This window comes from Dyadobacter pollutisoli (genome assembly GCF_026625565.1).
Lineage (GTDB): Bacteria > Bacteroidota > Bacteroidia > Cytophagales > Spirosomataceae > Dyadobacter > Dyadobacter pollutisoli.
This window is the reverse complement of the sequence record NZ_CP112998.1, coordinates 5905023-5932010: the sequence shown is the minus strand read 5'-3', so window position 1 is coordinate 5932010 and position 26988 is coordinate 5905023. Positions and strand designations below refer to the sequence as shown.

Sequence of the window (26988 nt, the reverse complement as noted above, 5' to 3'; positions counted from 1 at the left end):
AGAAGCAGTACATCATTTGATTGATTCTTTAAGGCCAGTCTTGGAGAGGCGAAATTTTAATTTATAAAAAATGAGTAATCAAGCTAGTACCCTTTTCGACAAAGTGTGGGACGCACACGTTGTCCGTAAAATCGCTGATGGTCCCGATGTCTTCTTTATTGACCGTCATTTTATCCACGAAGTAACCAGCCCGGTTGCTTTTCTAGGACTGGAAAGCAGAAACATTGGTGTAATGTATCCTGAGCGCACATTTGCCACTGCGGATCATAACACTCCTACTATTAACCAACACCTTCCCGTTGCCGATCCGCTTTCTGCGAATCAGCTGAAAGCATTGGAAACCAACTCATTGAAATACGGAATTTCACATTGGGGCCTGGGCCATGCCAGAAACGGAATTGTGCACGTAGTAGGACCTGAAAACGGTATTACGCTTCCTGGAATGACCATCGTTTGCGGTGATTCTCATACTTCTACCCACGGCGCTTTCGGTGCGATAGCATTCGGAATTGGTACTTCTGAGGTTGAAATGGTGCTTTCTTCGCAATGCATCATGCAGCCTAAGCCTAAGAAAATGCGTGTAAATGTTACCGGTAAACTGGGCAAAGGTGTTACTCCAAAAGATGTTACATTATATGTTATTTCAAAACTGACCACAGCTGGTGCCACAGGATATTTTGTGGAATATGCAGGTGATGTTTTTGAAAATATGAGCATGGAAGGCCGTATGACGGTTTGTAACATGAGTATCGAAATGGGGGCACGCGGTGGTATGATCGCTCCCGACGAAACCACATTTGCATATATCAATGGCCGTGAGCAGGCTCCAAAAGGAGAGAAATGGGATCAGGCGTTGGCTTATTGGAAAACGCTTAAAACCGACGAAGGAGCTACTTTTGACAAAGAGTACCATTTCGATGCTGCGGACATTGAGCCAATGATTACTTACGGTACCAACCCGGGAATGGGCCAGGGAATTTCAAAATCGATTCCTACTTCCGATCAGGTTGAAGGCGGTAAGTCAACTTATGATAAATCGCTGAGCTACATGGGTTTCCATGAAAATGAATCCATGTTAGGCAAGAAAATAGATTACGTTTTCATTGGTAGCTGCACAAACGGACGCATTGAAGACTTCCGCGCATTCGCATCAATCGTAAAAGGCCGTAAAAAGGCAGATAACGTTACGGCCTGGGTGGTTCCGGGGTCACATATCGTTGAAGCACAGATTAAAGAAGAAGGTATCCTGGATATCCTTACTGAGGCGGGATTTGAGCTTCGCCAGCCAGGCTGCTCGGCTTGTCTTGCCATGAATGATGACAAGATACCAGCAGGAAAATATGCAGTAAGTACTTCAAACCGGAATTTCGAAGGTCGCCAGGGCCCCGGTGCCCGTACGCTTCTGGCTAGCCCGTTGGTAGCAGCAGCAGCAGCCGTAACCGGAGTAGTAACGGATCCAAGAGAGCTTCTTTGAGTACTTCGGCTGTCGGCTTTCGGCAGTCGAGATTTTTACACACACTGATATATGAGAGATTTTCGCAAGTATGCGGTTTGGGAACAAAGCCATAGGTTAGTTCTTGAACTTTACCAGATAACTGCCCGATTTCCAAATGAAGAGAAATTTGGCTTAGTATCGCAAATAAGGCGAGCGATTGTTTCCGTTCCAACTAATATTTGTGAAGGATGCGGAAAGGCTAGTGAAAAGGATTTTGCAAGATTTCTTGGAATTTCATTTGGATCGTGTCAGGAAATCGAATATCTGATGTTACTCGCGAAGGATCTTGAATATTTAAATGAACGAAGTTATGATCCGATTCAAATCGAGATTGTATCGATAAAAAAGCAGTTATACCATTTAATTAAAAAACTAAACGCTGAAGTCTAAGGTTAAGGTGAAGATCCAAAAGATCGACAGCCGACAGCCGACAGCCGACAGCCAATTAACATGGCTTACGATAAATTCACAGTTTTAAGAAGTACGGCAGTTCCTTTGCCGATTGAAAACGTTGATACCGACCAGATTATCCCGGCACGTTTTCTTAAAGCGACTAAGCGCGAAGGATTTGGAGACAACCTTTTCCGCGATTGGCGTTACAATGGAGATGATACTCCAAAACAGGATTTTGTATTGAACAACCCTATCTATTCAGGAAAAATCCTGGTAGGCGGTCACAATTTCGGGAGCGGGTCAAGTCGCGAGCACGCTGCCTGGGCCATTTACGATTATGGTTTCCGTTGCGTTGTTTCCAGCTTCTTTGCAGACATTTTTAAAGGTAACTCGTTGAACATTGGTATCTTACCGGTGCAGGTGAGTCCTGAGTTCCTGGACAAAATTTTCCTTGCTATCGAGGCAGATCCTAATGCAGAATTTGAGATAAATCTGGAAGAACAGACCATTACAATCCTCGGCTCGGGTGAATCGGAATCATTCGATATCAATGGTTACAAAAAGCATAACATGACTAATGGGTTCGATGATATCGACTATCTGCAGGCCATGAAGGGAGAAATTAAGGAGTTCGAAGCAGAGAGAATATATTAATCTGGCTATCGGTTATCGGCTTTCGGCTCTCGGTTTATACTGAATCGCCGATAGCCGGCAGCTGAATGCCGACAGCCGCATATGACTAGTCGCTATATTGAAATAATGGATACGACGCTTCGGGATGGTGAACAAACCAGCGGAGTGTCGTTTTCTGCGTCAGAAAAATTAACAATCGCTCAAATCCTTCTTCAGGAAGTGAAAGTTGACCGCATTGAAATCGCTTCGGCCAGGGTGTCGGAAGGTGAATTTCAGGCAGTTAAGAAAATCACGGACTGGGCGAAAGTGAATGGTTTTTTAGATAAAATCGAAGTTCTGACCTTCGTCGATGGAGAACAGTCTATCAACTGGATGCTGCAGTCGGGAGCGAAGGTGATGAATCTCTTGACGAAAGGTTCGCTAAACCATTTGACTCACCAGTTAAAGAAATCCCCTCGGGAGCATTTTGAAGACATTCGGGCTGTAATTGAACTGGCCGAGTCCAAAGGAATCGATTGTAATGTTTACCTGGAAGACTGGAGTAATGGTATGCGGAATTCTCCGGACTACGTTTTTGCGTCGCTGGATTTTCTGGTAACCCAGCCTGTGAAGAGAATTCTTCTTCCTGATACATTAGGAATATTGACCCCTTCGGAATCCTACACATTTGTGAAGGCGATCGTGGACAAGTATCCCAACCATCATTTTGAATTTCATGCCCATAACGATTACGATCTGAGTGTGGCAAACGTGATGGAAGCATTGCGTGCAGGTGCTCATGGCCTTCATCTAACGGTGAATGGAATGGGTGAAAGAACTGGAAATGCTCCTCTGGCAAGCACAATCGCTGTTTTGAACGATCTGATGCCGGAATTCAAAACCTCCGTTAATGAGCGATCGCTTTACTCGGTCAGCAAGCTGGTCGAGACGTTTTCGGGGATACGGATTCCTTCCAACAAGCCCATTGTCGGAGAGAGCGTATTTACACAGACTGCTGGTATCCATGCTGATGGAGACAAAAAGAATGGTTTGTATTTCAGTAAGTTAATGCCCGAGAGATTTGGCAGACAACGTCTGTATGCACTAGGCAAAACTTCTGGAAAGGCCAATATCGAGAATAACCTGCGTGATCTGGGAATATATTTGTCGGACTCGGACCTGAAAAAGGTTACGCAGCGGATTATTGAACTGGGCGACAGGAAAGAAGCTGTAACTCCTGAGGATCTCCCTTACATTATTTCTGATGTTCTGGCGAGTAATGCCATTGAGGAAAAGGTAGTGATCGTCAACTACGTGCTGACCCATTCCAAGAACCTGAAACCTTCTGCAACGCTGCAGATCAAGTTCGGAGACGAAGTTTTTGAGGAAAGTGCGCAGGGAGACGGTCAGTATGATGCGTTTATGAATGCGCTCAAAAAGATATATTGTCTGAAAGGGATCAGCTTACCGATGCTGACCGACTATGCGGTACGGATTCCGCCAGGGGGAAAAACGGATGCCCTTTGCGAAACCATTATTACCTGGGAGATCAACGGCAAAGAAGTAAAAACCCGCGGCCTTGACTCCGATCAGACAGTTTCAGCGATTATGGCGACTCAAAAAATGCTCAACCTGATTGGCATTCCGGACAGCGTAGCGCTAAAACCTGAACCTCCTTTGGTTAATGCTTTATGAAATCCGGGCCTCAACCCGGATAATGTTTTATTTTACTGATTATCAATCAAAACCACTTAATGAAGAAGAATATCCTAATCGTTCCGGGAGACGGAATCGGACAAGAAGTAACAGAGGTTGGAAAGAATGTGTTGGTAAAAATTGCTGAGAAATTCGGCCATGAATTCAGCTACGATGAAGCATTGATGGGACACGTTGCGATCGAAGCAACAGGTAACCCGCTTCCTGATGAAACATTGGCAAAGATGCGCGCATCGGATGCAATCCTTTTCGGAGCGGTGGGTCACCCAAAATACGATAATGACCCTACTGCGAAAGTACGCCCGGAACAAGGGCTGCTGAAAATGCGTAAAGAGCTGGGATTATATGCCAATTTACGTCCTATCAAGTTGTTCGACGAATTATTGGGAGCATCTTCTATCAAGCCTGAAATTCTGAAAGGTTCGGATATTCTTTTCTTCCGTGAGTTGACAGGAGACATTTATTTCGGAGAGAAAGGACGGAAAAATGATAATAATACAGCATTCGATATAGCTGAATACAGTAGGTACGAAGTGGAGCGCATTGGTCGTAAGGCATTTGAGGCAGCACGTACCCGTGGCAAAAAATTGTGTTCGGTAGATAAGGCAAATGTTTTGGAAACCAGCCGCCTGTGGCGTGAGGTGATCCAGGCGCTTGCTCCTGAGTATCCTGATATCGAAGTTGAACATCAGTTTGTAGATTCTGCGGCGATGATGCTGATCAAAGATCCACGCCGTTTTGATGTGGTTGTAACAGCCAATTTGTTCGGAGATATTCTTACAGACGAAGCAAGTCAGATCGCAGGTTCAATGGGTATGCTGGCTTCTGCCTCTGTTGGGGACAGTACCGGCGTATACGAACCGATTCACGGATCGGCCCATGACATTACCGGAAAGGGAATTGCAAATCCGTTAGCGTCAGTACTTTCAGCTGCTTTGCTTCTCGATATATCATTTGGTCTGAAGGAAGAATCGGATGCGATTATTTCGGCAGTTGACAAATTGCTGAAAGATGGTTTCAGAACCCGGGATATTGCCGATGCAAGCACTCCTGCCGAACTGATCCTGAACACGCAAGCTGCTGGTATTGAACTTTTAAAAAGAATATAATTTACAGCAAGTTTTGCCAAATTATATTTGTTGAAAGCAAAACTTATGTTTTCTTTGCAGAAGAAACTCGCGGCCAGCGAATTTTCGCAAACACAAAATGAACGCACTCGATAGAAACCTAAATCTTCTCATTCTGTTAATTCCGTAATAACGGGAAAGGTTATGTTTTGATTCGTTCCAAACCCTTTCTCTAATCCGGAAAGGGTTTTATATTGTTTGAAAATTATTAAATTCGTCTTCCATTAAAATTTTAATACCCACCAATGAGTAATCGAGTTCAAATCTTCGACACAACTTTACGAGACGGCGAGCAGGTACCAGGCAGCCAATTAACCACGGAAGAAAAGATTGTTGTAGCCAAGCAACTCGAAAAGCTAGGGGTGGATATTATTGAGGCCGGTTTTCCGGTATCAAGTCCTGGTGACTTCCGGTCGGTGGTAGAGATTTCAAAAGCAGTGCGCGAACCTATTATTTGTGCATTGTCACGTGCGGTACAGGGGGATATAGATGCGGCTGCAAATGCGCTGCAATATGCGCAGAGAGGAAGGATTCACACAGGTATCGGATCTTCGGATATTCATATTCAGCACAAGTTCAATACGACCCGCGAAAAGATCATTGAAAGAGCGATTTCGGCTACCAAGTATGCGAAATCGAAAGTAGAAGATGTCGAATTTTACTGCGAGGATGCAGGCCGTGCGGATCTTGTATTTCTTGCTCAATTGGTTGAAGCTGTTATTGGTGCAGGTGCAACGGTTGTGAACATTCCGGATACGACCGGCTACTGCTTGCCTGACGAATACGGTGGGAAGATCAAGTATATATTTGAAAACGTTTCCAACATTCATAAAGCGACTATCTCCATTCACTGCCATAATGATCTCGGTCTGGCGACTGCAAACTCAATTGCGGGAATCAACCAGGGGGCACGTCAGGTGGAAGTTACAATCAATGGTATTGGAGAGCGCGCTGGAAATACTTCGCTGGAAGAAGTAGTGATGGCACTTCAGGTTCATAAAGAGCTTGGTTTGGAAACGGGTGTTAATACCCAGTTTATATATCCAACCAGCCAGCTTGTTTCCAAAATGATGCGTATGCCGGTCCAGGCCAACAAGGCGATTGTGGGCCGTAATGCATTTGCGCATTCATCGGGGATACATCAGGACGGCTTCCTGAAAAATACATTGAATTACGAGATTATGAACCCGCATGATGTGGGTGTAGATAAATCAGACATCGTTTTGACGGCCAGAAGCGGACGTCATGCATTGAAGCATCGCCTTGAACTTTTAGGGTTCAGTTTTGATAAAACTGCCTTGGATGAACTTTACACAAGGTTTCTGGAGGTAGCTGATTTGAAGAAAGAGGTGAACGATGCAGATCTTGTTGATCTTGCCAGGACGGCTATTCCTGTCTGAATTAGAATATCATTAGAATTAGTTAACCCCTTGAATCTGAATTTGATGTTTTAAAGATTTTTTTGTAACATTACATATTCAATAACATCCATCAGATTGCAAAAAGCCCTCGGTGATTCTGACTAAGGGCTTTTTTCTTGCCTAAAGGATAATCGTCCTGTTGTTGTGAATGAAGACACGATCGTTAAAAACGAGCTTCAACGCCTTCGATAAAACCGCTTTTTCTGTATCCTTCCCCAGAGTTGCCATATCAGACGCAGTCTGCTTGTGATCGACGGCCTTTACGTCCTGAGCAATGATTGGCCCTTCGTCCAGATCATTATTGACAAAATGGGCAGTTGCACCAATGATTTTCACCCCTCTTTCGTAAGCTTGCCGGTAAGGGTTTGCCCCGATAAATGCGGGAAGAAATGAATGGTGTATATTAATGATCTTATTGGGGAAATGATTGACAAACTCAGGCGTGATAATGCGCATATATTTGGCCAGTACCAGATATTCGGGCCGGTATACGTCAAGCGTTCTCAAAATAGCTTCCTCATGCTCTTCGCGGGTTTTGTTTTCATGTGAAATGAAATGAAAAGGTATCCCGAATTTACCAACCAGTGGCTGTAATGTATTGTAGTTACTAATAACCGCCAGTATAGTCGCGTCCAGTTCGTTAAATGCGTACCGGATCAGCAGTTCACCGAGACAATGATGCTCTTTGGTGACCAGTAGAACGATATCCTTGCCTTTTTTGGGATTAATGCGAAGGTTTAGTCCGGCAGGTAGCTCGGCTTGAAGCGTTTGCAATAGCTCAGTAACATCAGCCTCACCCTCAAATTCCGTCCTCATGAAGAAGTATTTGGACGGGCTCACATATTCGTCATTGCTTATAATATTCTGATTATGAGCGAAAAGTATCTTGGTTACCAGATAAATCAGGCCCTTGTGATCGGGGCCGTCCATGAGTAAAATATGTCTTTGAACCATTAAAAAGCAATCTTGGGAATGACAATTGAAAATCGCAATGCAACTATGCACCAAATATACTCAGTCGGGGCATTTTACGGGTAGTATTTAAAGTCAATATTGTTTTTAGGCTAGCATGTAACTATTTACTGCACATTGGTGTTTCTCATGCTAATAAAAGAATCATTGAAATGGCAGAAGAATTATTAATTCCAACAGATACGGATCGCGGGACATTGTATGATGTGTTGTTTCCACAAATTCAATCATTGGTTGAAACAGAAAGTGATCTGACTGCAAATCTGGCTAATGTAGCGGCTGCGCTCAAAGAGGCTTTCGGGTTTTTCTGGGTCGGATTTTATATTGTAAAAGAAGGACAGTTGGTACTTGGGCCTTTTCAGGGGCCGATCGCCTGCACCAGAATTCCGTTTCATAAGGGTGTTTGCGGGGCAAGTTACAGCAGGCGGGAAACCATTATAGTGCCTGACGTAGAGCAGTTCCCGGGGCACATTGCATGTAGTTCAGCATCCAAATCAGAAATTGTGCTGCCTGTTTTTCACAGGAATGGCACAGTTGCCATGGTACTGGACGTAGATAGCGATCGTCTGGATGATTTCAGCGAAGCAGACGCTGTTGGTCTGCAAAGGATTATCAAACTGATTGAAAGAAAATTGTAGTTCAATAAAAACCCCACTAAAATATATTAGTGAGGTTCAAAAAATAAGGTCATTTATTAGTTCAATGAAAACATTGGTAACCTCAGGGCAACAACATTATTAAACATCAGCTTTGAAATCTTGGGGTCCATATAATCAATCAAAGGAAACTCCGAGACAAGTGACATTACTTCAAATTCACTTTCAGCTCTTACCACGCACCAGAGTCTGGCGTAATCATCGGACAAGGCATAAGACATTAGTCTGCCTTGCTCCATCAACTCGTTAATCTTTTTTCTCTGAGCAGGTATTTTCGCTGTGAAATCTTCCGACATGACAGCCGGAAGCTGTATTTCAACCATATATTGGCTCATGGGCGATAGAAGTTAGGTGTTCAAAAATACCTTACATTTTACATTACTTGTATTAAAAGGATATGTACCACTGATTAGTTCCTGCAAGTAATGTACTAAATATTTAATAAAACCTTCGGACATTTTCCAACCATTCTGATCATGAACGTGTCATACCCTATACGAATTAGAGCGCTCAGGATTTCGGTCCGGTGCCTGGCCAGGCAGTATTCACTTATCTTTGGGATAGCGGTGCTGATTTTTAACACTAAACCGAACGAAGCACCCCTAAACTTCGGATGACCTTTAACGAACAGGAATTGGTGAAAGGCTGCAAGCAGCGCAACCGCATCGCCCAGAAGCAACTTTATGATGTTTTTGGGGGTAAGTTGTTTGCTATTTGCCTTAGATATACCAAAAACCGTACAGATGCAGAAGATGTTTTACAAGATGCGTTTATTAAAATTTACGAAAATATAGATTCTTTCAGGAACGATAGCCCATTAGAGTACTGGTTGCGTTCTGTTGTAGTGAATACAGCGCTGAATCATTTGAGACAGCAGAAATATTGGAAAGACCTGGATGATATTGATATCCATCATAATGGAATTGCCGACAAAGAGATTACGCTCGGCAATTTTCAGATGCAGCAGTTGCTTGAACTGATCCAGGAATTGCCTCCGGGCTGCCAGACGATCTTCAATTTATATGCAATTGAAGGTTTTCAGCACAATGAAATCGCTCAAAAGTTGGGCATTTCCGAAGGAACCTCCAAGTCGCAGTATGCGCGGGCAAGGGGGATACTTCAACAAAAATTGAACAAGGAAAAAAGATTTGACGATGGATCCGTCCGAAATAAACAATTTTGAAGATCAGTGGCGAAAGGCTTTCAAGGAAGCCTCTGAAACACCTCCTCAATCCGTTTGGGAGGGAATAGAGGCGCGCCTTGATGAAGGTAACAAGAGAGGGGTAATACTTCCGCTTTGGTGGCAATCCAGCAAAGTTTGGTATGCAGCGGCTTCTATTGCGGCCATTTTAATGGTAGGTGGAGGAATCTGGTATAATAATAATTCGGGTGTCAAAAACGATGCGGCCAATACCGGTATTGCCGCAACTCATCATGCTGAAAAGGCTGTGACTGAAAAGGAAGTCTTGCCTGAAACTAAGACCAATGCTCCTGAAGTAATTTCAGAAAACGCTCAACTTGCGAAGAATTCTGCTGGAAATAAGGCTATAGAGAATAAAGTAACGAAGCAAGATGTAGAAATTGCTCATCAAGGTAAGTCACAGAACGCCAATAGCATAGCGGCGAAGTTAAAAGGGAACGCTGCAAGCCAATCTGCTGCGGCAGTAGCAGATCAAAAGCTTGCCGTTACCCGGTCTGCGGGGGAGAATGTTAAAGTTTCTGACAAATCATTTGCAGATCAAAAAGCATTAAATCCTGCTGCTGATCAGATTCTGCCCAATCAGGCGAAAATTGCTTCCAATGAGAATGTATCAGCCAAAGCTACGCAGCAGTCGAATATCGCTGCTGAATCTCTGGCGGCATTGCCTTACAGTGATTTGGATGTGCATGTACAAAAACGATATGTATTCTTTCGTCCGGACATTAAATCAGAAGAACCGGTCAAATTATCGAAACAGAAAGAATATTGGGCAGGCCTGAACCTGATGCCGGCGTCATTTAACCCGGATCTGAAATTAAAAGAAGCGCCGATGGCGTTTGCCAATCAATCGGTAGCGAACAAAAAATCTGTGTCGGGAGAAAGCGAATCGGGTGTGTCCTACGCCGTCCAGACGCAAGGAGGGATGCGACTTTCCAAACATTGGTCCGTTGAGCTGGGTGTCAGCTATCTGAAAGGGAATTCGGATTATATAGGAGGTGGATATGTGTTAAGTGCCTATAATAGCCAATCATCCAATGTGTTGGAAGATGCGTTGGCAGGTTTGGCAGCAAGCCCCAATCCTGGTTCCGATAAGTCTGCGGGCTTTGTCAACAATGGAGCGCTTTACATTGATGTTGCGAAGAAAGTAAGTAACAATTATCAATATTTGCAGCTACCGGTTCAGGCGGGATTTACGGTTAATCCTGATAAAAAGTTGAGCTATTCGGTTCTGGGCGGAATGTCGGCTAATTTTTTCCTGACCAATGAACTGGAATCAGCGTCGGGTGAAATTATTACGACAACAGCCAATGATGAGATTTATAGGACCACAAACTGGTCTGCGACCACCGGTTTAAGACTGAATTACAAGCTTTCGACCAAATGGAAAGCCAGTTTGACAGGATCATATCAAAAGGCGATTACTTCCGGTTTCAGATCGAATCAAAGCCTCGAATCACATCCTTATTTGTATGGAGTGGCGTGGGGTGTGCGCTATTCTTTTTGAAATAATATAAAAGGCTTTCCAACCATCGGGCGGCTTTTTGAATCTAACTAATGTAGATTTATTTGAGGGACTAGATAGTGATTGACTATTTGTTTCGAGAGAATGCTCTAACATTTATTAGCCATGAATAAAATTCTTAAACGATCCTTAATAGTACCTGTTCTCTCGGCAGGCCTCTTGTTTGGATGTACCAATGACGGTAATGTTGGTCCCGACGTAGAGGTTAACCCGGTTAGCATTCCAACGGGTGTTTCAGAGGGGACTACTGCCTTTGCCTTCGATTTTCTTCACACATTACAAGAAACCCAGCCAGCTAATGACAATTTGTTCGTGTCGCCACTGAGCCTGCACATGGCTTTGGGGATGCTGTTGAACGGCGCTGAGAATGGAACTGCTCAGGAAATCCTGAAAACACTCAAAATGGAAGGGGTTTCTATTTCAGATCTGAACAATGCCTACAAAACGCTCATCAACGATTTACCGGTTGCAGATTCAAAAGTAAGTCTGGGTTTGGCTAACTCAGTTTGGTACAAAAGTGGTTTTCAGGTTGAATCAGATTTTCAGAATGTGTTGAAAAATGATTTCAATGCAGAAGTAACCGGGCTTCCTTTTGACAATGCGGCCAAAGACAAAATCAATCAATGGGCGAATGATAAAACCAAAGGAAAAATCACCAAGGTAATCGACCAGATCAGTCCCGAACATGTAATGTTCCTGCTCAATGCGCTGTATTTCAAAGGCGATTGGAAAACTCAGTTTGATAGTAAGAAAACACTGGATGCATCATTCAAACTGGAAAACGGTTCGGATAAGAATGTAAAAATGATGTATGCGAAGTCTGACTTTAATGTTGCCAGCACATCAAAATATAATGCGGTGAGATTGCCTTACGCCAACGGGCAGTTCAATATGACGCTGCTGATACCAAGTGGTCAAAATACAATAGATCAGGTACTGAAAGAATTCACAGCCTCACAATGGAATGACTTGCAATCAACTGGGTTAAGGCAAGCAGCTGTGACGGTGGGTCTCCCGCGGTTTAAGCTGGACTATTCAGGAAAGCTGAACAAGACGTTGGAGCAAATGGGTATTCAAAAAGTATTTACAAATGCAGCAGAACTTGGTAAAATCAATAAAACTGCGGATTTATTCGTCGATTTTGTAAAACAGGATGCATACCTGGGCATCGACGAGCAGGGAACCGAGGCTGCGGCCGTGACGACCATCGGGATTGGCCTTACATCGGCTGGCCCGGAAGGTCCGAGATACATTTGTGACAGACCGTTCGCACTGGTGATCAGTGAAAACACGTCCAACACGATTTTGTTTATGGGAAGAATCAAAAACCCGTACAGCAAGTAAAAAGGAATTTCAATGACTGACTCGTCAGTTCTATCTATTAGCCATTAAAGAAATCAAAAATAAAAAATGCCGTTAGTTACGGCATTTTCGGGGTGCGTTATCGTCCGGAGGCATTGCTTTCGGACGATTTTGTTTGGTGTTCCAACCAATTATTATTAAACGGTGTCATCATTATGCCAAGTCGGAATGTAATAATTATTAGCCTCTAACTCTCAATGCTATGAAACTCAAACTTTTACATCTACTTCTTCTTTTTGCTACTACTGCACTCTGGTCGTGCAATGACCAGTGCAAAGAAACCCGGGTTACCCGGCGCTTTTCCAATGTTACCCGCTCCCTCATGGAGCTTCGTACGCAGGTCAAATCGGAAGCTCCGCGAGCCATGGAAAGACCCGGTAAAATGTACATTAAGGGTAGCTACCTTTTTGTCAATGAAATAAAAGAAGGTATTCATGTCATCGACAACAGCAATCCTTCCAGTCCGAAATTTGTATCGTTTATAAAAATCCCGGGCAATGGAGACATTGCCGTTCGCGATAATATCCTTTATGCCGACAGCTTTTCTGATCTGGTAGCATTGGATATTGCTGATCCTACTAAGCCGAAAGAAGTGGAAAGGATCAAAAACGTCTTCAAATTCGGTCTGTTCGACGGTGGTTCGTGGTCTTTGAATGAGTCCGTTGGCGCCATTAATGATCAAAATGTAGAGTATGTTACGGAAACAGTGACCGTTAACTGCGAAGAAAATGTCTCTCCTAATTTTTGGTGGACTGCTGGTTGGGCTTTGGCCGATCGAGCATTTTTGAGCAGTTCAGCGTCATCTGCCTCGCCACAATCGTCAGGCGGAAGCAGCGGCCAGGCCGGTTCTATGGCCCGTTTTGCGTTGCATCATAACTTTCTTTATACCGTTAGCCAGAATGATCTCCATTTGTTCAACATTGCCACTCCTTCCAAACCCGTCGATTTCGCGATAGTCAATGTAGGTTGGGGGATAGAGACGATATTCCCTTATGAGAACAAACTTTTCATTGGGTCTTCCACAGGCATGTTCATTTACGATAACAGTAATCCAGCCGCCCCTAAACAACTTTCAACATTTCAGCACGGCAGAGCCTGCGATCCCGTGGTCGTACAAGGCGACATTGCCTACGTGACATTGCGTACCGGCACGGCATGTGCAGGAACACAAAATCAAATGGATCTGGTGGATGTTAGCAACCCCTCAGCCCCCCAGCTGATCAAAAGCTACCAAATGCAGAATCCGCATGGGCTAAGTATCGATTTCCCGACATTATACCTTTGCGAAGGCGAGAATGGTCTTAAAGTGTTTGACGTAAAAGACAAATTCGCAGTGGATCAACACTTACTGGCGCATTTCAAGGATATGGATGCCTATGATGTGATTTCTCTTGGAAAAACATTACTACTGATCGGTAAAGATGGCTTCTATCAATACGACTCGTCGAACCCGCTCGATTTGAAATTACTTAGCAAAATACCCGTCGGCAAAGCCACCATATAACATGAGAAAATCCCTATACTTCCTCTGTGGCTTGTTGTTCATCACCAATGCACTCAGAGCGCAGGACCAATTTGTAAAGCACTATGTCAATCACACTGAATTCGGCGGGTTATTTGGCCGGGTTAAGTTTCCCAATCAGTACAACGGGAACCAGGAGCAGGTGGATAACCGGCTTAGTATGACGATACAGACGTTCAACGGCATGCAATTAACCAAACGCATGTCGGCGGGCGTAACCATTGGCATGGATTGGTATAAGACTGCGCTGCTCAACCCCGTTGCGGCCGGATTCCGGTACGATCTGACGCAAAAAGGGAACGTGAAAATATATGGTACCGCCGATGTTGGTTATGCTTTTGCGTGGTTTCACGATGATGCGGAAGGATTTAATACCAAAGGAGGTTTAATGGTCAATCCGGGAGTTGGTTTGCGAATTGGCAAACCGGGAGCTACCGGAGTAACCCTGGCCTTTACTTATAAAAGGCAGGAAGCGGATATCAGCAAACCACCACTCTGGGATCAGACTGAGCGATCTGAAGAAAGAGTTTATAATCGTTTAGCAATCAGACTAGGAATTAGTTTTTAAGTATTGGCTATGAAAAAAATAGCATCGTATCTAGCAATCTTCGCCTTTTTTGGACTGACGGCTTTTGAATGTGGTAACCATGTTGACTGCTGCGTCATGCCGGCATGCAGTGAAAAGGCTACTTTAACAGGTACCTGGCGATTGGAAAGCTACCAGAACGTTTCCACCGGTGCAGAGGAAAAAGACCCGGAACCTGAGGGAAAAGGCGCGGTATTCACTTTTAAAGATGATGAAAAAGAGGGGACGATAACCGGGCATACATTCGCCAATGAAATTAGTGGAGCGTACACTTTGATGGGTGGCTGCTCCGTGAAGATCACGGCATTCGGAGGAACAAAAGTGGGAGAACCGGGATGGAGCGGAAAAGCATGGCTCAATTCAAACGCGACCGCTAATTTCCAGGTTTCAGAAAGCAAGTTCATACTTACCTACCCGAATGCTGCTGAAAGAATGATCTTTAAAAAGACGCAGAAATAAGGTTATAGCAACCGAAATGATCAGGCTTCCGATTTAACTTTTGGGTTAACGGAAGCCTGTTTGTCAAATGTATGGATCTCTTTGACAAACGTTTCCTCTCCCGAATGATACCAATTCCTGAATTTCTCTGACTGATCAATGTGCTTGGGAAGGTAATCCAGCAGAATGGAAAGATCGAAGGATTTGGTAGTGACGCCAGCACCCGAAATTACACCGTCGATCGCATTACATTCCTGCTCAAAATGATTGGGTACCGGGACCATCATTACCGGCTTGCCAAGATACATAGCCTCACAAACTGATTCGAAACCAGCCGTAGTGACCAATGCGCCACAAGTAGCCAGCATATCCAGATATTTACGGCTGTTGATCCGATGAAATGTCAACGTTTCGTCAAAGGCAAACTCATCGGAAACATCGGCATTGTCCCAAAAACAATGCAGCACAACCTCCGGATGGGCCAGATGCCAGTCAATGACTTGGCGGCTGAGGCTGTGGTGGGTCATGTATACCAAAAAGAAATTTCCCCTGGTTGGTACCAGCTGTACAACTTCTTTCCGCAAGAGCGGCGGTACTACCGTGATTTTAAGGTCGGGCCGTGACGGAATTTCACGGAAGGAAAGTGCCAGACGCTTGGCTGCAAACCAAGATGTTGATTTTGAATTAAGATTGATCAGCAACTGGTTGATCAGGCTGTTTTTGGGGAAAATAAACTTAGGATGCATGAGCAGGTACTGGTGCGCAATGCAAACCATCGGTATCCTCGACCTGTAAACGAGGTTGTACAGGCCACCAAAAGTGTCGTAAAAGCTAATGATCAGGTCGGGCCTGATTTCCTGAATGGCTTTGTTGATCTTACCGAGGCTTTTGAGATATTTCGGTAAGTTGGAAAAATGGGTATACAGCGTTTTTTTGAGGTTCATTCCACCGCCCTGCGCATTGTAAATGATGTTTGGGGCATCGAAATGAAGTACCGGAGCTAAAATCTGTTCGTCAAAAAAAGATGGGACCTGCCGGCCTGGTGAAGTACCGACCATAGCAGCCACAATCTTATGACCGCGCGAACGCAGGATTTGACCCATTGAAATAGCCTGGGTCAAATGACCGCGGCCTTCTCCCTGTACCAAAAAAAGGATCTCCATATTATAAGTAACGTTGGTTTCTCCCAGTCAAAAATCCGGTGAAAGCCACTTGTTTTTCGACAGTCGGGAAATTTTCAACCACAGGCTGGTCCGGTGTCTTTTTAGTTTCCGGCATCGGCACAATGTTGTGTTGGTCGTAATACAAAAGACTCCAGTTACCGTCGAAATCTTCCACCAATGCGCTGAGTGTCTCCACCCAATCACCGGAATTCATATACATAACACCATCAATTTCCCGGATTGCGGGATGGTGAATGTGCCCGCATATCACGCCGTCGCAGTTACGTGAGCGAGCAAGTTCGGTCAGTTTTTCTTCGAAGTCGGTCATATAATTCACCGCCATCTTCACCGACTGCTTAATCCGTTGAGAAAGGGAATAATAGGATAACCCTCTCCATGCACGGTATTTGTTGTAAAATTTATTGACCCAAAGCAAAAAGGTATAACCCATATCGCCGAGGTATGCCAGCCATTTCAAATGCGTGGTAATGGAGTCGAATACGTCGCCATGGGTAACGTAAAAGCGCTGGGAGCCCGAATTGAGGATATAATCTTTGCGGATCTGGAAGTGTTTACCCAACCGCAGAGGTATGATCTGATCCAGGAAATCGTCGTGATTTCCCCGAATATAAATGACCTTTGTTTTATTCTCCTCGATCATTTTCAACACCCGCTTGAAAAACATAGTGTGTTTACGTTTCCACACACCATATTTTTTAAGTTGCCAGGCATCAATGATGTCACCATTCAAAATAAGCTTTTTGCAAGAATAGCTTTTCAGGAAATTAGTGACTTCTTCTGCCTTTGAACCACCCGCGCCGAGGTGCAAATCAGAAATAATTATTGTCCGAAAGTGAGTTGTATCTCCCATGATACAAATTTTCTCATTTAATATTACCTGGATATTACTGGCAGGTTATCAGTTGGTTAAGTTTTTACTAAAAACTAGTTCTACAAGTAGCCATGGTAATTAATAAATAGTAACTATGAGTTAATAAAGAAAAATGGATACATTTTTTATATTTGTTTAAATCAACTCATCAACTATGAAAGGAATTTTTTTAATCCTCGTTCTTTGCAGTACGGCTGTTTTTGGCCAAAATATTTACCTCCCGCACGAAGTTGAAAAACAGGCTGAGCCAGCAGGAGGATTAATACATCTGAATCAGTTCATTGCATCCAATCTTCAGATACCTTTCAAAAGTGCCATCAAGGGGCTTAATGGACGTGTTTACATTAAAGCCGTAGTAGAGCCGGATGGTAGCATGAGCCAGATAGAAGTTACCAGGGGCATCGACTCATTGTGCAATCAGGAAGCGATCCGGGTCATGAGTTTGTTCCGCGCCTGGAAACCGGGCACGATCAAAGGGGAGAAGGTCCGGCAGTTTGTGCATTACCCGATGCCATTCAAATCCCGTGCAAAAACCGCCTATGACAGTACCAAAGCAGCGCTGGTAGATTACTTTGACGAAAAATATAATCCTGTATCTGATCCCAAAAAATACGAATACCGCAGCATTTTACCGGTTGATGATAATGGCTATATCAGGGCAGATGTCGTTTACGAGCAGTATAGGAGTGGCAAATGGAAGGAAATCGGGAAGGCGAATTTTGAGAAAAAGGAAATATGGCACAAGACCGGATATGCAGGAAGTGTCGCGGACTCGGTGAAGGCTTACTGGATTTCCGCAAGGGATAAGAATTTGGCTAGCCATTCCTCTGAGGCCATTTTTCAAATGAACGGCAAGCTGCTTTCTTACACGGAATATGAATTGCACAACAAGGCATCCATGCATAAAGAGTATGATTTGACTGGTATGGTGAGGGTATTACGCCTTTTCTCAGATTCGTTGACATCAGAGCTCTCGTGGTTTGACAATGGGCAGATTAAGAGCGTAATAGAAACGCCTGTCAGTAAACAGAATGAATTTGTGGAGTCGATTTATGTTAATGCGTGGGATAGGAATGGTACGCAGCTGATCAAAGACGGCGATGGTTATTGGCGGTCGGTAGACGAGACTAATGATCGAAAATTGCTGGTGGAACAAGGGCGGGTAGTGGCTGGGGCTAAAACCGGCCGGTGGATAGGCAAATGGGCGGACAGCACCTTGTTTTATCAGGAAAATTACGAAATGGGCGTATTGCGGGAGGGCTTTTCTTTTTATGACGGGGAGAAGCGAAACTATACCCAGTCGCAAATTAATCCTCAGTTCAAGGGAGGTATCAAAGAGTTCTACAGGTTTCTTGGGAGCAATATGCGCTACCCAGTCGAAGCCGCGAGGCTTGGCGTTACCGGGAAGGTTAATCTTTCTTTTGTGGTTTGCGAAGACGGCACAATGTGTGAATATAAGGTGGAGAGTGGTGTGGGGTTTGGCCTTGACGACGAGGCTCTGCGGGTTATCAAGAAAATGAATGGATTGTGGGAGCCGGGTTCTCTGCGTGGGAAGACGGTGCGTGTGAGATACAACGTACCAATTAACTTCCAGCTCAACTGATTTACAATCATATATACCATTTATCCGATCCCGGAGCCGATCAAAAGCTCCGGGATTTTTTTATCCGTAATTTAACCGGAATATGATTTTGATTTGATAATATTGTGATATCATTTTACTATCACAATTAAAGCTATGAATGAGAAAGAATTACGTTCGATGTCAGGGTATTTTCTTTTCCTGATAGGCCTGGTCTTATTGTTTGGCGGGGTTATTTATGTAGTGACAACCGGCAGCCCTATTGCCGGTATTATCATCTCGGTTACCGGATTCATTATTTTAATCGGATTGACGGTCATTAATCCCAATGAAGCGGTGGTTACCACGTTTTTCGGGGATTATATGGGTACTATGAAACAAAGTGGCCTGCGTTGGGTTAACCCATTATTTCGCAGAAAAAAAATGAGCCTTCGTGCCCGAAACCTGAATGGTCAGAAATTAAAGGTGAATGATAAGCTGGGTAATCCTATTGAGATCGCGGCGGTAGTGGTATGGCGTGTGGGAGATACTGCCAAGGCCTCTTTTGAAGTGGACGATTATATCAAATACGTGGAAATTCAGTCGGAAGCGGCGGTTAGGCACCTTGCCGGGATATACGCCTATGACACGATGGAGGCAGAGGAACTCGAAATTCATGAAGTGACATTACGCGACGGAAGCGGTAAGATCAACGAAATGCTCGAAGCTGAATTGACCGAACGCCTTAGCCGTGCAGGTGTGGATGTGTTAGAATCACGGATCAGCCACCTGGCCTATGCACCGGAAATTGCCGGAGCAATGTTACAGCGCCAGCAGGCATCAGCCGTTGTCGCTGCACGCCGCCAAATCGTGAATGGAGCGGTTGGGATGGTAGATATGGCCTTGGCTATGCTGTCGGATAAGGGAATTGTAAATTTGGACGAGGAACGGAAGGCGGCGATGGTGTGTAACCTGTTGGTGGTATTGTGTGGAGAGAAGTCTGTTACGCCCGTTTTAAACGCCGGTACTTTGTATCCCTGATATGGCAGAGAAGAAACCATTTGTTTTAAGAGTAAATCCTGATATGCTCAAGGCCCTGGAAGCCTGGGCACAGCAGGATTTTCGTAGTTTGAACGGTCAGATTGAATTCTTGCTTAGCGAGGCTTTGAAGAAACAAAAACGTTCAAAAATAAAAGGAACGGGTCCGGAAGATGTAAAAGAATAATTTATGTGTTAAAATTGTGTAATTATAGTTGTCGTACTAATTTTTAGAGCTCCGATGAAGCACATTATAAGGACATTGATCCTCGCATTTTTTTCAGTTCAACTTTTTGCACAAATCCCTGATACATTTCAATGGCTACCCGACGGGAGCGGTTATCGTGATGTGAGTGACGATGGCATCGTGGAAATATCACTGCCGTCGATGCAGGAAAAAATCCTGGTTTCGAATGCTCAGCTCAAAAATGGCGATAAGCCATTGACTATAAGAAGTTATACGATTAGCAAGACGGGTGACAAGGTGCTGATTTATACCAACACAAAAAGAGTTTGGCGCTATGATACGCGTGGCGATTACTGGGTTTTTGATATGGTTTCCAAGACATTAAAACAGCTTGGAAAAGGACTTCCGGCATCGTCCCTGATGTTTGCAAAGTTCTCGCCTGACGGTAAAAAGGCCGGATATGTGAGCCAGCACAATGTATATGCCGAAGATCTGCAAAGTGGCCAAGTAACGCAGCTGACTAAAGACGGTACCGACCGGGTTATCAACGGAACATTCGACTGGGTTTATGAGGAAGAGTTTGATTGCCGTGACGGTTTCCGGTGGAGCGACGATAGCAAATCTGTCGCGTACTGGCAGCTGGATGCAAGGAAGATCCGTAATTTCCTGATGATCAACACCACGGATTCTATTTATTCTTTCAATGTCCCTGTGGAATATCCCAAAGTAGGCGAAACGCCTTCACCTTACAAGATCGGGGTAGTGGACGTGGCTTCGGCCCAAACCAAGTGGATGAACATTCCGGGAGATCCGCAGAACACTTATTTGCCAAGAATGGAATGGTCGGGAGTGCCGGATGAGCTCGTCGTGCAGCAGCTGAACCGTAAGCAAAATGAAAGTACTTTATTATATATCAATACCAAAGACGGCAGCGCCAAGCCATTTTATACAGAAAAAGATGCAGCCTGGATCGACATTAAAAGCCGCTGGGAGGATGACCCGATGGGCTGGGATTGGATCAATGGAGGAAAGGAATTTTTGTGGGTGAGTGAAAAGGACGGCTGGCGACATACTTACCGCGTGAGTCGTGACGGCAAGAAGGAAACGCTCATTACTGCCGGCAATTTCGATATGATCAATCCGGTGCGCATTGATGAAAAAAATAACGCCTACTATTTCATGGCTTCACCGGATAATGCAACTCAAAGCTATTTGTACAAAGTGTCATTGGACGGTAAAGGAAAAGCGGAACGACTGACACCCGCGGACCAGTCAGGTACGCACGCTTATGAGATTTCACCGGCTGCAAAATTTGCGCAACACAGTTTTTCCAATGCGAAAACAGCTCCATTGAGAGAATGGCTGGCGTTGCCGAAGCATATAGCTCTTGATCCTGAGCATTCAATCGCAAGATCGGCCTCGAAAATTAATTCAGCCAAAACCAACATTGAGTTTTTTAAAGTAAAAACCGCGGAGGGTGTCGAAGTCGACGCATGGATGGTGAAGCCGACGAATTTTGATCCGGCTAAGAAATATCCAATTGTGTTTACGGTTTACGGCGAAGCTGCGGGTAGTACCGTGAAGGATGTCTATGGAACCGGACGTAATCGCTTGTACGCAGGAAGCATGGCCGATGACGGATACATTTATGCTTCTATGGACAACAGGGGAACGCCTTCGCCGAAGGGAAGCGCGTGGCGAAAGGCGATTTACAAAAATATTGGGACCATTAACATCAGGGATATGGACGGAGCTGCGACAGCAATGTTCAAGCAATTTCCATTCATTGATACCAGTCGCGTGGCGGTGCATGGTTGGAGCGGAGGTGGTTCGTCTACATTGAATTTGTTGTTTCAATATCCGGAGCATTTCAAAACCGGAATTGCGGTAGCGGCAGTGGCCAACCAGCTAACGTACGACAACATTTACCAGGAGCGTTATATGGGCATTCCGCAGGAAAACCGGGAGGATTTTGTAAAAGGATCTCCGATCACGTATGCTAAAAACCTGCGGGGAAATTTGCTTTACATCCATGGTACCGGCGATGACAATGTACACTATCAAAATGCAGAAATGCTTGTTAATGAGCTGATCAAGAACAATAAGGTATTTCAGTTTATGCCTTATCCGAACCGGTCACACGGGATTTATGAAGGGGAAGGCACTTCGCAGCATTTGAGAACATTATTTACCGACTATTTAAGAAAAAATTGTCCTCCCGGCGGGAGGTGATCTGGCAAGTTAGAAAAATGAAAAAAAAGCATATCACTGGCTATTTACTAGCTTTAATAATCAGTTCATCAGCAGCATTTGCGCAAGTTTCTGACGGGACCAAAGTTGGAATAAACAGTGGAAGAGGCCTTAATGCATTAAAATCAGACGTATTCTGGACTTCGCCTACTGAGGCACCCAACGTGATCGGGGACTTTTACATTGATTCGTTGTGGCAGGAAGGGAAAGTGAAATTTACCTCCATTGTACCGCAGTTAGGCGGCTGGAATTCAGATAGTTTGGCTGGAATTCAAATGCGTTATAACACGCTGAATGATGAGCTGGAAGTACTGGCGGATAAAAGCAAAAATGACATCCGGGTGATCCGCGGCAGTCAGCTGAAAAACTTTACGATAAATGCAGGGACTGATCCGGTCATGTATGTGAATGCCGCGGCGTTTAAATCCGATAAGCCATTGAAGGGTTTTGCAAGAATGGTGGCAGACGGCAATTTATCGCTTGTTGAATATTTTTATCCAAAAATCACAAAGCCCAACTACAACCCAGGATTTAATACCGGCGAGAAAAACACGGTTGTCCGCCAGGGAAGCGACTATTATGTGATTTCTAATGGTACTGCGGAAAAAGCATCGCTAAGTAAGAAAGGCATTCTGGCTTTCATGAAGGAAAAACAGAAGGATGTGGAAGCTTATGTGAAGGAGAAGAATATAAACTTCAAAAACGAATACGACGTCGTGCAGTTGTTTAAGTTTTATAATGGGTTGAAATAAAAACGAGGGCTGGCTGAATCATTCAGCCAGCCCTCGTTTTTTTAAACGGTTATTACTTTCCGTATAATTTCTTCGCAGCCGGTTCATATTTGTCTCCCGCTGACCATTGCGGAGCCACTTTGCGATCAGCGATTAATCTCGTAGCATAAGTATAAGCCTGACTGAATTTCAGCAGATAGTTAAAATCAATCGTTTCAGGATTGTCGGAAACCTGGTGGTAGTTTTTCATGATATCACCGTTGAATTCCTTAAAACCAGGCGTGAATGTAGGCGCAGGAACGCCTTCTTTGGCAAAACTCACATTGTCCGATCTGTCGAACAGGCCTTGTTCCGGCGAAGGATCAGCGAACACGCCCAGTCCAAAAGCCTTGCTAGCCGTTTCAATTTCAGCTCTTGCTCCCGTTCTTTCAAGCCCCATTACGGACACAATGGTCGTGTCATTATAACCAGCTCCGTCCGAGTTCATATTGAAAATGCATTTGTTCAAAGGCATCAATGGATGAGCGGCGTAGTATTTACTTCCCAGCAGCCCCACTTCCTCGCCTGTCAGTGCCACGATCAAAATCGAACGTTTAGGAGGATTCTTGGAAAGTGCCTCGGCAGCTGTTAGCAAGGCGACAGTACCAAATGCGTTGTCACGGGCGCCATTGAAAATGCTGTCCTCCGGCGTGAATGCCTGGCCACCCTGCTTGCCTACCCCTACGTGATCATAATGCGCGGTGAGCAAAACATACTCTTCTTTCAACTTAGGATCGGTTCCTGGAATGTACCCGACGACATTGTAGCTGTTTACCAACTTTGATTTCCGTCCGGCGGTTTTAAATTCCACTTCTTTCACAGCGCGTAAAGCACGTGCATATCTAGCTTCCTTGCCATTCACCCAAGCGTGAGGAATGGATTTTGCTTTGTTGCTTTCTGCCAGTGAGATTTTTTCTCCTGCAAAGTTGCGGGTTACAATATTCCAGGGAACAGGGGCATTGAAAAGCTCTATAACGGCTATTGCACCTTTATCCATGGCTATTTTACGTTTCTCAACGGAGGTAGCGATGATTTCTGATGGCGTTTGCGTTTCGGGCGTGCCGCTTTCAACAAGCACGATCTTGTCTTTTACATCAAGACCTTTGTAATCGTCCCAATTTTTGGAAGCATTTTCAAGCCCGAAACTGGCGTAAACGATCGGAGCTTTCAGATCAACGGCTTCGCCATTCATCAGCAGCCAATCTTCTCCGCTTTTCATGATCTCAGCGTCGGCCGAAATGAGTCCAGCACCATTGGACCCCATTTTTTCAAAAGGGACATTCTGAAAATAAGAAGATGTACCAGCAGTGGCGCTGGGAACAGGAACCACACCCAGCTTCCTGAACTGCTCGGCAATGTACCTGGCAGCAACAAAGTTACCTTGCTCGCCGGTACGCCGCCCAAGAAGTTCGTCCGCCGCCAAAAACCGCATATGAGCCTCCGCATCCGCTTTTTTGATCTGAAATTCGGGGAGGGTAGTGTTTTTCTTTTGGGAGAATGCGGGAATTGAAATGATCAAACATCCTAAAAGGGCGATCAATGGACTACTTCTTTTCATTACTAAAAGGGTAAAGTTTTGTAAAATTATCTCAAAGGAATGTTTATAAAATTACAATTTCCAAACTGGTAAGTTTTTGGATTCGCTTGAAATCCGACTTGTTATAGGTATACAGAACTTCGCAATTCAAACTTTCGGCAACAGCGACGTGAACGCAATCATTGATATGCTTGAATCCGATCACTTTCGAAAGCTCCAACGCCCTCGACAAATGCTGCTTTTGTATTTCGGTGATATTCAGAGAAACCAGATAATCCAGCTCTTCTTTAATTAGGTCATTGCCAACCTCAAATCGCGCAAGACCATAGCCCACTTCGTGAATTACAAGGGTGGAAGCTATGAAATTATTGTGAGCAATTGCGTCCAGCATTAGCCGATTGGCACGGTCGTATTTAGCCGGATCCTGTATTACTATGTAATTAAAGATCACATCGGAGTCAAAATATCGCACTGGTCAGCAATTCAAATCCTGAACAAAATCATTAAAATCACCTTGATCAGAAATCGTAATCGCAGGGTGAGTTTTTCTGTGAGTTAAAAATCTGTTGATCTCAGCCTGATTTATGTCCTGACGACTTATTTCGACTTCTTCAATGACTATTTTGATCTCTTTATTGCCAAAAATAGATTTGACTGATTCAACGAAAGATGAGCCAAGTTGTGACGTGTTGATCTGAAAAGTGTGATGCATAGTCGTATTTCTTGTTTAGACAAATATAACATTTTCTTGTTTAAACAGAAATCATTTAGGGGATCAACACTTCTACCCATTCAAAATCACAGCAGCCTCCTTCGCAAAGTATGTCAGGATACATTTTGCACCGGCGCGACGGATGCTGGTGAGGACTTCCATCATGGCCCTATCGCCATCCAGCCAGCCATTTTGCGCAGCGGCTTTGATCATCGCGTATTCACCGGAAACATTGTACGCGGCAATGGGAATGTCGAAATTTTCGTCCAAAAGGCGGATAATGTCGAGGTAGGAGAGCGCAGGCTTTACCATTAGCATATCAGCACCTTCTTCGAAATCCAGTTGTGCTTCCAGCAAAGCCTCGCGTTTGTTTGCGGGATTCATCTGGTAAGTTTTTTTGTCACCAAACTTTGGTGCAGATTCCAGGGCATCACGGAAAGGACCGTAAAAAGCGCTGGCATATTTGGCAGAATAGGACATAATGCTCACATCTGTAAATCCTTGGCTATCAAGATGCTTGCGGATATAACCCACGCGACCATCCATCATATCGCTCGGCCCGAGAATGTCAGCGCCTGCTTTTGCCTGTGCGAGAGACATATTACCAAGAATTTCCAGCGTAGCATCATTCAATATTTTGCCGTGCTCTACCAGTCCGTCGTGTCCGTCGGAGCTGTACGGGTCCATTGCGACATCAGTCATGATCACAAGCTCGGGGAAACGCTCTTTGATAGCAGTAATGGCCCGAAGGTAGAATGTATTTTCGTGGTAACTTTCGGAAGCAAACTTATCTTTTTTGCTTTCAGGATAGTTGGGAAAAAGATCGATGGCGCGAATACCCAGATCGGTCACTTCTTTCAGTTCTTCCAGCAGGTTATCCACTGAATACCGGTAAATGCCTGGCATGGATTTCACCTCGCTTTTTTGGCTGGTACCGTCCACAACGAACATGGGGTATATGAAATCGGAAACCTGAAGAGTTGTTTCCTGCACAAGATCTCTGACGGCAGCGGATTTTCTATTGCGTCGTGGGCGACGGGATAAATTGATCATTTGGGCTTTCGGCGATCAGCTTTCGGCTGTCGGCTTTTTTACTTGCAGCTGTTACTCTGTTTAACTGAATGGAAAACCAACCCGCGAAAACGGAAGTTCCTTACCCCACCATCAACTTAAAACCCTCTCCGTGCAGGTTCATGATTTGAATGGATGGATCTTCTCTTAAATATTTCCGCAATTTGGTAATATAAACGTCCATACTTCTTGCATTGAAATACGAATCGTCGCCCCAGATGGTTTTGAGAGCGAAACTGCGGCTAATGGGCTGATTAAGATTTTGACAGAAAAGTCGGAGGAGCTCGGATTCCTTACTGGTAAGCCTCGCTGATTTATCGTTGGCAGTCAGTTGCTGGTGGCTGTAATCGAAAATAAATTGTCCCACCTGAAAAACCTTTGCTTCTTCGGGAGCGTCTGGTTGTTTTTTGTATCTTCGGAGAATGGCTTCAATGCGGAGCAGCAACTCTTCACGGTCAAAAGGTTTGGTCACGTAATCGTCCGCACCTACCCGGAACCCCTGCATAGTGTCTTCTTTCATTGATTTGGCAGTCAAAAAAATAATGGGCACGTCGCGTCCGCTCATTCTGACTTCCTTGGCCAGTGAAAAACCATCTTTCTTCGGCATCATCACATCGAATATGCAGAGATCGTAAGTTTTATCAACAAAACACTGCCATCCTTTCTGTCCATCAGTAGCAAGGTCGGTAGGGAAGCCTTTATCTATCAGATATTCCTGAAGTAAAGATCCAAGATTGGCATCATCCTCTACGAGCAAAAGATTGGGCATTGGAATGGATAATTA

At 44.5% G+C, this 26988-nt stretch carries 27 protein-coding genes; 18 read left to right on the top strand and 9 right to left on the bottom strand.

All coding sequences use genetic code 11. The features are described from left to right. The first annotated feature begins 70 nt into the window (after positions 1 to 70). The 6 genes from leuC (at position 71) to ON006_RS24345 (ending at position 6743) form a co-directional block, all read left to right on the top strand. Positions 71 to 1474: a 3-isopropylmalate dehydratase large subunit gene (leuC, locus tag ON006_RS24370; protein WP_244822629.1), complete on the top strand. Its 1404-nt coding sequence runs from the start codon at positions 71 to 73 to the stop codon at positions 1472 to 1474. A 51-nt stretch (positions 1475 to 1525) separates the two neighbouring features. Further along, positions 1526 to 1885 (top strand): four helix bundle protein, encoded by a 360-nt coding sequence (locus tag ON006_RS24365; protein ID WP_244822628.1) that lies wholly within the window; start codon positions 1526 to 1528, stop codon positions 1883 to 1885. A gap of 60 nt (positions 1886 to 1945) precedes the next feature. Beyond that, the gene (leuD, locus tag ON006_RS24360) at positions 1946 to 2542 is read left to right on the top strand and encodes a 3-isopropylmalate dehydratase small subunit (protein ID WP_244822627.1); all 597 of its coding nucleotides are present in this window, start codon (positions 1946 to 1948) and stop codon (positions 2540 to 2542) included. A gap of 81 nt (positions 2543 to 2623) precedes the next feature. Next, positions 2624 to 4195: a hydroxymethylglutaryl-CoA lyase-like TIM-barrel protein gene (locus ON006_RS24355; RefSeq protein ID WP_244822626.1), complete on the top strand. Its 1572-nt coding sequence runs from the start codon at positions 2624 to 2626 to the stop codon at positions 4193 to 4195. 59 nt (positions 4196 to 4254) lie between these two features. Next, complete coding sequence (leuB, locus tag ON006_RS24350; RefSeq protein WP_244822625.1) at positions 4255 to 5325, top strand: 3-isopropylmalate dehydrogenase; 1071 nt, start codon at positions 4255 to 4257, stop codon at positions 5323 to 5325. 263 nt (positions 5326 to 5588) lie between these two features. Beyond that, on the top strand, positions 5589 to 6743 hold the full coding sequence (locus tag ON006_RS24345; protein WP_244822624.1) for a 2-isopropylmalate synthase: 1155 nt from the start codon (positions 5589 to 5591) through the stop codon (positions 6741 to 6743). Between the two features lie 141 nt (positions 6744 to 6884). On the opposite strand, the gene purU is transcribed toward ON006_RS24345, so the two are convergent. Then, on the bottom strand, positions 6885 to 7718 hold the full coding sequence (purU, locus tag ON006_RS24340; protein WP_255772966.1) for a formyltetrahydrofolate deformylase: 834 nt from the start codon (positions 7716 to 7718) through the stop codon (positions 6885 to 6887). Between the two features lie 170 nt (positions 7719 to 7888). On the opposite strand from purU, the gene msrC reads away from it, so the two are divergent. After that, on the top strand, positions 7889 to 8374 hold the full coding sequence (gene msrC / locus ON006_RS24335) for a free L-methionine (R)-S-oxide reductase MsrC (RefSeq protein WP_244822623.1): 486 nt from the start codon (positions 7889 to 7891) through the stop codon (positions 8372 to 8374). Positions 8375 to 8430: 56 nt separating this feature from the next. Here msrC and ON006_RS24330 read toward each other — a convergent pair whose 3' ends face one another. Then, positions 8431 to 8727, bottom strand: a complete 297-nt coding sequence (locus ON006_RS24330; RefSeq protein ID WP_244822622.1) for a muconolactone Delta-isomerase family protein — start codon at positions 8725 to 8727, stop codon at positions 8431 to 8433. 278 nt (positions 8728 to 9005) lie between these two features. On the opposite strand from ON006_RS24330, the gene ON006_RS24325 reads away from it, so the two are divergent. The 6 genes from ON006_RS24325 (at position 9006) to ON006_RS24300 (ending at position 15044) form a co-directional block, all read left to right on the top strand. Further along, on the top strand, positions 9006 to 9575 hold the full coding sequence (locus tag ON006_RS24325; RefSeq protein WP_244822621.1) for an RNA polymerase sigma factor: 570 nt from the start codon (positions 9006 to 9008) through the stop codon (positions 9573 to 9575). Further along, positions 9547 to 11097, top strand: coding sequence for an outer membrane beta-barrel protein (locus ON006_RS24320; protein ID WP_244822620.1), 1551 nt, complete (start codon positions 9547 to 9549; stop codon positions 11095 to 11097). The genes ON006_RS24325 and ON006_RS24320 overlap by 29 nt, the downstream gene beginning before the upstream one ends. A gap of 123 nt (positions 11098 to 11220) precedes the next feature. Continuing rightward, positions 11221 to 12459 (top strand): serpin family protein, encoded by a 1239-nt coding sequence (locus tag ON006_RS24315; protein WP_244822619.1) that lies wholly within the window; start codon positions 11221 to 11223, stop codon positions 12457 to 12459. Between the two features lie 220 nt (positions 12460 to 12679). Next, positions 12680 to 13981 (top strand): LVIVD repeat-containing protein, encoded by a 1302-nt coding sequence (locus ON006_RS24310; RefSeq protein ID WP_244822618.1) that lies wholly within the window; start codon positions 12680 to 12682, stop codon positions 13979 to 13981. A 1-nt stretch (position 13982) separates the two neighbouring features. After that, entirely contained in the window at positions 13983 to 14567 is a 585-nt protein-coding gene (locus ON006_RS24305; RefSeq protein WP_244822617.1) for a hypothetical protein, read from the top strand. Positions 14568 to 14576: 9 nt separating this feature from the next. Then, positions 14577 to 15044, top strand: a complete 468-nt coding sequence (locus tag ON006_RS24300) for an META domain-containing protein (RefSeq protein ID WP_244822616.1) — start codon at positions 14577 to 14579, stop codon at positions 15042 to 15044. Positions 15045 to 15064: 20 nt separating this feature from the next. On the opposite strand, the gene ON006_RS24295 is transcribed toward ON006_RS24300, so the two are convergent. Both ON006_RS24295 and ON006_RS24290 read right to left on the bottom strand, forming a co-directional pair. Beyond that, positions 15065 to 16186: a glycosyltransferase family protein gene (locus tag ON006_RS24295; protein ID WP_244822615.1), complete on the bottom strand. Its 1122-nt coding sequence runs from the start codon at positions 16184 to 16186 to the stop codon at positions 15065 to 15067. Position 16187: 1 nt separating this feature from the next. Next, positions 16188 to 17057 carry a UDP-2,3-diacylglucosamine diphosphatase gene (locus tag ON006_RS24290; RefSeq protein ID WP_244822614.1) on the bottom strand — a complete coding sequence of 290 codons (870 nt, stop codon included), beginning with the start codon at positions 17055 to 17057 and terminating at the stop codon, positions 16188 to 16190. A 175-nt stretch (positions 17058 to 17232) separates the two neighbouring features. Here ON006_RS24290 and ON006_RS24285 point away from each other — a divergent pair, with 175 nt between their 5' ends. The 5 genes from ON006_RS24285 (at position 17233) to ON006_RS24265 (ending at position 22866) form a co-directional block, all read left to right on the top strand. Then, entirely contained in the window at positions 17233 to 18681 is a 1449-nt protein-coding gene (locus ON006_RS24285) for an energy transducer TonB (protein WP_244822613.1), read from the top strand. 135 nt (positions 18682 to 18816) lie between these two features. Beyond that, positions 18817 to 19680, top strand: a complete 864-nt coding sequence (locus ON006_RS24280) for an SPFH domain-containing protein (protein WP_244822612.1) — start codon at positions 18817 to 18819, stop codon at positions 19678 to 19680. Position 19681: 1 nt separating this feature from the next. Further along, positions 19682 to 19864, top strand: coding sequence for a type II toxin-antitoxin system antitoxin (locus ON006_RS24275; RefSeq protein ID WP_244822611.1), 183 nt, complete (start codon positions 19682 to 19684; stop codon positions 19862 to 19864). A gap of 54 nt (positions 19865 to 19918) precedes the next feature. After that, positions 19919 to 22096 carry a S9 family peptidase gene (locus ON006_RS24270; protein ID WP_244822610.1) on the top strand — a complete coding sequence of 726 codons (2178 nt, stop codon included), beginning with the start codon at positions 19919 to 19921 and terminating at the stop codon, positions 22094 to 22096. A 17-nt stretch (positions 22097 to 22113) separates the two neighbouring features. Continuing rightward, the gene (locus ON006_RS24265; protein ID WP_244822609.1) at positions 22114 to 22866 is read left to right on the top strand and encodes a hypothetical protein; all 753 of its coding nucleotides are present in this window, start codon (positions 22114 to 22116) and stop codon (positions 22864 to 22866) included. Positions 22867 to 22918: 52 nt separating this feature from the next. Here ON006_RS24265 and ON006_RS24260 read toward each other — a convergent pair whose 3' ends face one another. From ON006_RS24260 to ON006_RS24240, 5 genes are all read right to left on the bottom strand, one after another. Continuing rightward, positions 22919 to 24442: a M28 family peptidase gene (locus ON006_RS24260; protein ID WP_244822608.1), complete on the bottom strand. Its 1524-nt coding sequence runs from the start codon at positions 24440 to 24442 to the stop codon at positions 22919 to 22921. A gap of 43 nt (positions 24443 to 24485) precedes the next feature. Next, positions 24486 to 24893, bottom strand: a complete 408-nt coding sequence (locus ON006_RS24255) for a type II toxin-antitoxin system VapC family toxin (RefSeq protein ID WP_244822607.1) — start codon at positions 24891 to 24893, stop codon at positions 24486 to 24488. Positions 24894 to 24896: 3 nt separating this feature from the next. Next, the gene (locus ON006_RS24250; RefSeq protein ID WP_244822606.1) at positions 24897 to 25133 is read right to left on the bottom strand and encodes a hypothetical protein; all 237 of its coding nucleotides are present in this window, start codon (positions 25131 to 25133) and stop codon (positions 24897 to 24899) included. 72 nt (positions 25134 to 25205) lie between these two features. Then, complete coding sequence (gene hemB, locus ON006_RS24245) at positions 25206 to 26186, bottom strand: porphobilinogen synthase (protein WP_244822605.1); 981 nt, start codon at positions 26184 to 26186, stop codon at positions 25206 to 25208. Between the two features lie 100 nt (positions 26187 to 26286). After that, positions 26287 to 26973: a response regulator transcription factor gene (locus tag ON006_RS24240; RefSeq protein WP_244822604.1), complete on the bottom strand. Its 687-nt coding sequence runs from the start codon at positions 26971 to 26973 to the stop codon at positions 26287 to 26289. Positions 26974 to 26988: the final 15 nt, after the last annotated feature.

Coding starts and splice junctions, on each gene's coding strand:
- ON006_RS24275 (WP_244822611.1), top strand. CDS start 19,682: ATGGCAGAGAAGAAACCATTTGTTTTAAGAGTAAATCCTGATATGCTC.
- leuB (WP_244822625.1), top strand. CDS start 4,255: ATGAAGAAGAATATCCTAATCGTTCCGGGAGACGGAATCGGACAAGAA.
- hemB (WP_244822605.1), bottom strand. CDS start 26,186: ATGATCAATTTATCCCGTCGCCCACGACGCAATAGAAAATCCGCTGCC.
- ON006_RS24345 (WP_244822624.1), top strand. CDS start 5,589: ATGAGTAATCGAGTTCAAATCTTCGACACAACTTTACGAGACGGCGAG.
- ON006_RS24295 (WP_244822615.1), bottom strand. CDS start 16,186: ATGGAGATCCTTTTTTTGGTACAGGGAGAAGGCCGCGGTCATTTGACC.
- ON006_RS24305 (WP_244822617.1), top strand. CDS start 13,983: ATGAGAAAATCCCTATACTTCCTCTGTGGCTTGTTGTTCATCACCAAT.
- ON006_RS24300 (WP_244822616.1), top strand. CDS start 14,577: ATGAAAAAAATAGCATCGTATCTAGCAATCTTCGCCTTTTTTGGACTG.
- ON006_RS24310 (WP_244822618.1), top strand. CDS start 12,680: ATGAAACTCAAACTTTTACATCTACTTCTTCTTTTTGCTACTACTGCA.
- ON006_RS24320 (WP_244822620.1), top strand. CDS start 9,547: ATGGATCCGTCCGAAATAAACAATTTTGAAGATCAGTGGCGAAAGGCT.
- ON006_RS24325 (WP_244822621.1), top strand. CDS start 9,006: ATGACCTTTAACGAACAGGAATTGGTGAAAGGCTGCAAGCAGCGCAAC.
- leuC (WP_244822629.1), top strand. CDS start 71: ATGAGTAATCAAGCTAGTACCCTTTTCGACAAAGTGTGGGACGCACAC.
- ON006_RS24265 (WP_244822609.1), top strand. CDS start 22,114: ATGAAAAAAAAGCATATCACTGGCTATTTACTAGCTTTAATAATCAGT.
- ON006_RS24330 (WP_244822622.1), bottom strand. CDS start 8,727: ATGAGCCAATATATGGTTGAAATACAGCTTCCGGCTGTCATGTCGGAA.
- ON006_RS24365 (WP_244822628.1), top strand. CDS start 1,526: ATGAGAGATTTTCGCAAGTATGCGGTTTGGGAACAAAGCCATAGGTTA.
- purU (WP_255772966.1), bottom strand. CDS start 7,718: ATGGTTCAAAGACATATTTTACTCATGGACGGCCCCGATCACAAGGGC.
- leuD (WP_244822627.1), top strand. CDS start 1,946: ATGGCTTACGATAAATTCACAGTTTTAAGAAGTACGGCAGTTCCTTTG.
- ON006_RS24260 (WP_244822608.1), bottom strand. CDS start 24,442: ATGAAAAGAAGTAGTCCATTGATCGCCCTTTTAGGATGTTTGATCATT.
- ON006_RS24250 (WP_244822606.1), bottom strand. CDS start 25,133: ATGCATCACACTTTTCAGATCAACACGTCACAACTTGGCTCATCTTTC.
- ON006_RS24290 (WP_244822614.1), bottom strand. CDS start 17,057: ATGGGAGATACAACTCACTTTCGGACAATAATTATTTCTGATTTGCAC.
- ON006_RS24355 (WP_244822626.1), top strand. CDS start 2,624: ATGACTAGTCGCTATATTGAAATAATGGATACGACGCTTCGGGATGGT.
- ON006_RS24315 (WP_244822619.1), top strand. CDS start 11,221: ATGAATAAAATTCTTAAACGATCCTTAATAGTACCTGTTCTCTCGGCA.
- ON006_RS24240 (WP_244822604.1), bottom strand. CDS start 26,973: ATGCCCAATCTTTTGCTCGTAGAGGATGATGCCAATCTTGGATCTTTA.
- ON006_RS24270 (WP_244822610.1), top strand. CDS start 19,919: ATGAAGCACATTATAAGGACATTGATCCTCGCATTTTTTTCAGTTCAA.
- ON006_RS24280 (WP_244822612.1), top strand. CDS start 18,817: ATGAATGAGAAAGAATTACGTTCGATGTCAGGGTATTTTCTTTTCCTG.
- msrC (WP_244822623.1), top strand. CDS start 7,889: ATGGCAGAAGAATTATTAATTCCAACAGATACGGATCGCGGGACATTG.
- ON006_RS24285 (WP_244822613.1), top strand. CDS start 17,233: ATGAAAGGAATTTTTTTAATCCTCGTTCTTTGCAGTACGGCTGTTTTT.